Origin of the sequence: Nitrosomonas halophila (assembly GCF_900107165.1) — a bacterium.
GTDB lineage: Bacteria > Pseudomonadota > Gammaproteobacteria > Burkholderiales > Nitrosomonadaceae > Nitrosomonas > Nitrosomonas halophila.
The window spans coordinates 1-6,019 of sequence record NZ_FNOY01000102.1; the positions used below are offsets into that span (position 1 = coordinate 1).

The following is a 6,019-nucleotide window of genomic DNA, read 5'->3' on the forward strand; positions in this document are numbered from 1 at the left end:
CTGCTTCCGAGGCGCTTTCCCTGCTCTTCGCTGGGAAACTGCCTGATTTTATGTTGCAGAATGACTGAGAGAAAGAATACGCTGAATAGTTACCAAAACTATTTGGAGCATCATTTTGAACCTAAAGGTGATGATAATTTCAGAACCGAAAGCTAAACGGGTCTTAAGACCCGTATCCTGACTTTAGTCATTGTCACTAACCCACCAGCTTTAGCTGGTGGTTGTTTAGTCCGGACCGATCGCCGCTTCGGCCTATGCGACGCTGCAATCGATTGCTGCCAATGTTCGGCGAGTGGTCTTGCTGGGCCCGGCCCATCGGATGCTGATACGCGGTCTGGCGTTGCCGGAGGCAGAAGTGTTTGAAACCCCATTGGGGCGCATCAATCTTGATATTGCAGGGATGGAAGCGATCAAGCCTATCCCGCAAGTTATCGTCAGTAACCAGGCACATGCGCTGGAGCACTCGCTAGAAGTGCAGCTGCCTTTCTTGCAATGCCTGCTGCCAGATTTTTCCTTGCTGCCGCTGTTGGTGGGTCATACTTATGATGAAGTGGTCGCAGAAGTGCTGGAGACAGTGTGGGATGGGGACGAGACACTCATCGTCATCAGCTCTGATTTTTCTCACCACCTTCCTTATGCGCTGGCACAGCAAGTGGATAATGAAACAGTTGATGCCATTCTGAGCTTGCATGCGCCGCTCGATCCCGACCGGGCATGCGGCAGCATCCCGGTGGATGGTCTGATCCTCGCGGCGCAGAAACACCATCTGTCACCACATTTGCTGGATTTACGCAACTCTGGCGACACGGCGGGTGCGCATGATCAGGTCGTGGGGTATGCGGCGATTGCTTTTACCGAGGCACATGAACATGCTAACTGAAGCAGGAAAACGCTTGCCAGGCATTGCCCGCGCCGCGATAGTGGAGGTGCTTGGCATGGCTGATCGAGAGACGGCTGGCGCCATGGCTGACGCTGCGCCATGGTTGCGGGAAGAAGGTGCGTGCTTTGTCACGCTCAAGCGAAGCGGTCACTTGCGCGGCTGTATCGGCACGCTGGAAGCCTATCGGCCCCTGCTGGCCGATGTGCAATACAATGCCGTGTCTGCCGCACTGCGTGATTCCCGTTTTTTGCCCGTCACACCTGGCGAGCTCGTGGACATAGCAATAGAAGTTTCCGTGCTTTCCATCCCCGAGCCGCTGAGTTTTAAAAATCAACCAGAAGCCTTGGCGCAATTGCGCCCGGGGCTGGACGGTATCGTGTTCGAATACCGGTCTTTTCGAAGCACATTCTTGCCACAAGTGTGGGAAGACTTGCCCCAGCCTGATCAGTTTCTTGCCATGCTGAAGCAAAAAGCAGGGTTGCCGGCAGATTTCTGGGCGGAAGGTATCAGGCTTTCGCGCTATGGCGTGACCAAATGGCACGAAGCCATTGAGGAGTACTGACATGGACGAACCTATTCGCGATGTCGAGCAGCATCCGGCCAAATACTGGCATTTGCTTGCGGATGGCCGTATCCAGTGCGACCTGTGCCCGCGCGACTGCAAATTGCACGAGGGACAGCGTGGCGCCTGTTTCGTGCGTGGACGCGTGCATGACAGGATGGTGCTGACGACCTATGGCCGTTCTTCCGGTTTTTGCATCGATCCGATCGAGAAAAAACCGCTCAACCATTTTTATCCTGGCAGCAGTGTCCTGTCATTTGGTACCGCCGGCTGCAATCTGGCCTGCAAATTTTGCCAGAATTGGGATATTTCCAAATCCCGGGAATTTGACAAACTTGCCGCCGAGGCAAGTCCTGAAGCGATTGCCCGCAGTGCAGCCAGGTTCGGCTGTAAAAGCGTGGCATTTACCTACAATGACCCCGTGATTTTTGCAGAATACGCCATGGATGTTGCCGATGCGTGTCATGCCCATGGCATCAAAACGGTTGCGGTCACCGCAGGTTATATCCATGAACAGCCGCGTCGTGATTTTTTTGCCAAGATGGATGCGGCCAATGTCGATCTCAAGGCGTTTACCGAGGATTTCTATGTCAAGCAAACGGGTGGGCATATCCAACCCGTGCTGGATACCTTGGCATATCTTAAGCATGAAACAGAGGTCTGGTTCGAGCTGACCACATTGTTGATCCCTGGACTCAACGATTCCTCAGCAGAAATACAAAAAATGAGCGAATGGGTCGCCGCTACGCTCGGCGTAGAGGTGCCGTTACATTTCTCGGCGTTTCATCCAGATTACAAGATGCTGGATATCCCGGCGACATCTGCCGCAACATTGCGGCGTGCACGGGCTGTCGCGCGCGCAGCGGGTCTGTTGTATGTCTATACCGGAAACATCCATGATCCCGAGGGTGATACCACATATTGTCCCGCATGCGGCAGCGCACTGATTGAACGCGACTGGTATGAAATCAAAAATTATCGCCTGAACGGCGCGGGACACTGCCCGGATTGCAGTGTGCCCATTGCTGGTCGTTTCGAGGCATTTACCAGCCAGTTCGGTCGCAAACATGTTCCAATCCAGATCGAGGCCGTCGAATGAATACCCTGCCGATCCAAGTTGATGATGTCGTTCTGAGTGGTGAGCTGGAGTTGCCGCCTGCTGCACCGGGTGTGGTGCTATTCGCGCACGGCAGCGGCAGCAGCCGCTTGAGTCCGCGCAATAGTTATGTCGCCAGAGTGCTGCAACAGCAGGGTATCGGGACGCTGCTGTTCGATCTGCTGACGCCCGAAGAAGACCGGGATTATGCCACGCGTTTCGATATCGCATTGCTGACACGGCGGTTATTGGCCACTACCGCTTGGCTGCAGGCCCATCCGGAAACGCAGACCCTGAAACTGGGTTATTTTGGCGCCAGTACCGGTGCAGCGGCTGCTTTGCAAGCAGCGGCGGAGACGAAAACCGCTATATCGGCGGTGGTTTCTCGTGGCGGGCGTCCTGATCTGGCTGGAGAGAAAGCATTGGGTGAAGTGGCCGCTCCGACACTGCTGCTTGTCGGAAGTGAGGATTTCGGTGTGATTGAGCTGAATCAGCAGGCCTTTGCACGCATGAAGTGCGAGAAGAAGCTGGTTCTGATTGGCGGGGCAACCCACTTGTTCGAGGAACCCGGCACTCTGGAGCAGGTGGCCAAGGCAGCGGGGGCATGGTTTGCGAAGCACTTTCATGCTGTATCTGCCGCACCTGAAAATGCTTGATCGATGCGCTGTGGCCGCCGGTCAATAACTGCCGGGCAGGCCGGGTGATGATGCAGCAATAATCGGCGCCTGAACGGATTGCTGGCCGAATCGATGCCTGAACAGAGCGGCGCAACCTGTTAATCGCTATGCATGGAGGCAAGACTCATGGAGCAGACTGCAACAGCATTCGAACTTCCCAATGACATTGTTCCGCTGGTTCCCATGAGGAATGTCGTGTTGTTTCCGCATGTGCTGATGCCTATTGCGGTGGGCCGCCCCAAATCGGTTGCTGCGCTCGAGCAGGTGCTGCACCGTGATTCCCCGATAGGCATTCTGTTGCAACGTGATGCCTCAATCGATGATCCGGGCATGGATGCGTTATGCACTATTGGCACATTGGCGAAAATTGTGCGCCATGTCACCGATGCGGACAAGTTATATCATGCCGTGTGCCAGGGAATTGTCCGTTTCCGTATCGAGGAGTTCATCGGGGGCTATCCTTTCCTGGCTGCGAGAATCAGCCGTATCGAAGAGCCGGCCCAGCCGGTGACCACACAAACCGAGGCGCTGGCCGTCCAGCTGCGCGAGCGTGCCAGTGAGTTCATGTCATTGGTGCCGGGGTTGCCGGCAGAACTGGGCCATGCCCTGCAGTCAACGCGCGCACCAGCCCAGCTGGCCGATATTACGGCCAGCCTGTTGGATGCCGAAATCAGCGAGAAGCAGATGCTGCTCGAAATGATCGATATTGATGCGCGCTTGCAGAAAGTGCTGCAAATCCTGTCGCATCGCATCGAGGTATTGAGGCTGTCCAAGGAGATCAGCGAACGTACCAAGGAGCAAATGGAAGATCGCGAGCGCAAGTTTTTGCTGCGTGAGCAAATGAAAGCCATTCAGAAGGAACTGGGCGAGGGAGAGGATAACGAGCAGGAAATCAGGCAACTGAATGAAGCAATCACCCAGGCGGGTATGCCGGCAGAGATCGAGACGGGCGTGCGCAAGGAATTGCAGCGCTTGCAGCGTATGGCAAGCGCATCGAGCGAGTATTCGATGCTGCATACTTATCTCGAATGGATGACCGACTTGCCTTGGCAATTGCCGGCAGATGTGCCGATCGATCTGCACGCTGCGCGCCAGATTCTGGAAGCCGACCATTTTGGATTGGAGCGCGTCAAGCAGCGCATTATAGAATTTCTGGCGGTGCAGAAGCTCAAGCCGCAGGGGCGTGCCCCGATCCTGTGCTTTGTCGGGCCGCCTGGAGTGGGAAAAACTTCACTCGGTCAGAGCATTGCACGTGCGCTGCAGCGCGCGTTCGTGCGTGTTTCATTGGGGGGCGTCCATGATGAAGCGGAAATGCGTGGCCATCGCCGTACTTATATTGGCGCACTGCCAGGCAACATCATTCAGGGGATACGCAAGGCCGGCGCGCGCAATTGCGTGATGATGCTGGATGAGGTCGACAAATTGTCGGCCAGTCTGCACGGAGATCCGTCGGCCGCATTGCTTGAAATTCTCGACCCGGAGCAAAACGCGACTTTCCGGGATAATTACCTTGGCGTCCCCTTCGATCTCAGTCGCGTGATTTTTATTGCCACAGCCAATGTGCTCGATCATGTTTCCCCGCCAGTGCGGGACCGCATGGAGATCATCGATTTGCCCGGTTATACCCAGGAGGAAAAGTTGCAGATTGCCCAGCGCTATCTGATTCAGCGCCAACGTGAAGCCAATGGCCTGCAGGCAGGCCAGTGCACGCTGACCATCGAGGCATTGAACAAGATCATCGGGGAATACACGCGTGAGGCCGGCTTAAGGCAACTCGAACGGGAAATAGGGCGTGTCATGCGGCATGCGGCGCTGTGCATCGCCGACAATCCGCAGCTGCAGGTGCATGCCGATGCCGATGATCTTGAAGCCATACTGGGACCGGCCAAGTATGAGCATGAAGTCGCCGCGCGCACCAGCTTGCCCGGTGTGGCGACCGGCCTGGCCTGGACGCCGGTAGGCGGCGATATCCTGTTTATCGAGGCGACCAAAGTGAACGGCAAAGGCAAGCTGATATTGACCGGACAGCTGGGCGATGTCATGAAAGAGAGCGCCCAGGCAGCCTTGACGCTCGTCAAGGCCTTGGCCAGCGGGCTCAGCATTCCTGCTTCAATATTCGAAACCGTGGACATCCATCTGCATATTCCAGCGGGCGCAATCCCCAAGGATGGGCCGAGCGCAGGCGTGGCAATGTTTATTGCGCTCGCCTCGCTGTTCACCGATCGGCCGGTATCGAACGAGGTCGCCATGACAGGCGAGATCAGCTTGCGCGGGTTGGTGCTTCCGGTTGGGGGCATCAAGGAAAAGGTTTTGGCCGCGCAGCGTGCGGGAATCAAGATGGTGCTTTTGCCTGCCCGCAATCAGAAAGATTTGCGCGATGTGCCCGAAGCGGTGCGATCGGCGCTGACGATTATCCCGCTTGAGACGGTCGACGATGCAGTCAAGGCAGCATTGACCCTGAATAGAGGGAATATTTAGCAGGCCTTTTTCTAAAAATATCGGCAGCCTTTCCTGCTGCCCGCAGCCAGGCAATCCTCCGGTACACTCCAGCATCGGGCTGGAGTGCTTCGGTGCGAGGCCCCGCACATAGACGGTAAGGGGGCGTGGGGTGCGCTTGCGCACCGTCAAACGCTGATTACCGCCAGCAGATTGCGTTGCATAAAACCGGTGCACAAGTGCACCCTACGCCTGTGGCAACAAAAATGTTTGTTTTGCTAGGGTCTGTTGACATTTCACATAGGTAACCACAGATACCCACACGCCATGGCTACCATACTTTCATAATTTCGCTTCAGTTTGTCGTA

At 55.8% G+C, this 6,019-nt stretch carries 5 protein-coding genes; all 5 read left to right on the forward strand.

Annotated elements, in window-relative coordinates; translation table 11 throughout:
* Positions 1-271 precede the first annotated feature (271 nt).
* Positions 272-880 (forward strand): AmmeMemoRadiSam system protein B, encoded by a 609-nt coding sequence (amrB, locus tag BLV85_RS13955; protein WP_425433813.1) that lies wholly within the window; start codon positions 272-274, stop codon positions 878-880.
* On the forward strand, positions 870-1,442 hold the full coding sequence (gene amrA, locus BLV85_RS13960) for an AmmeMemoRadiSam system protein A (protein WP_090415840.1): 573 nt from the start codon (positions 870-872) through the stop codon (positions 1,440-1,442). Before amrB ends, amrA begins: the two co-directional genes overlap by 11 nt.
* 1 nt (position 1,443) lies before the next feature.
* Positions 1,444-2,541 carry an AmmeMemoRadiSam system radical SAM enzyme gene (gene amrS / locus BLV85_RS13965; RefSeq protein ID WP_090415841.1) on the forward strand — a complete coding sequence of 366 codons (1,098 nt, stop codon included), beginning with the start codon at positions 1,444-1,446 and terminating at the stop codon, positions 2,539-2,541.
* Positions 2,538-3,194, forward strand: a complete 657-nt coding sequence (locus BLV85_RS13970; RefSeq protein ID WP_090415842.1) for a dienelactone hydrolase family protein — start codon at positions 2,538-2,540, stop codon at positions 3,192-3,194. The genes amrS and BLV85_RS13970 overlap by 4 nt, the downstream gene beginning before the upstream one ends.
* A gap of 147 nt (positions 3,195-3,341) precedes the next feature.
* A complete protein-coding gene (lon, locus tag BLV85_RS13975) occupies positions 3,342-5,693 on the forward strand; it encodes an endopeptidase La (protein WP_090415843.1) in 2,352 nt (783 codons plus the stop codon).
* The last annotated feature ends 326 nt before the right edge of the window (positions 5,694-6,019 follow it).

Excerpts from the sequence above, each read along its gene's own strand:
- amrA (WP_090415840.1), top strand. The coding sequence starts at position 870 with ATGCTAACTGAAGCAGGAAAACGCTTGCCAGGCATTGCCCGCGCCGCG.
- amrS (WP_090415841.1), top strand. The coding sequence starts at position 1,444 with ATGGACGAACCTATTCGCGATGTCGAGCAGCATCCGGCCAAATACTGG.
- BLV85_RS13970 (WP_090415842.1), top strand. The coding sequence starts at position 2,538 with ATGAATACCCTGCCGATCCAAGTTGATGATGTCGTTCTGAGTGGTGAG.
- lon (WP_090415843.1), top strand. The coding sequence starts at position 3,342 with ATGGAGCAGACTGCAACAGCATTCGAACTTCCCAATGACATTGTTCCG.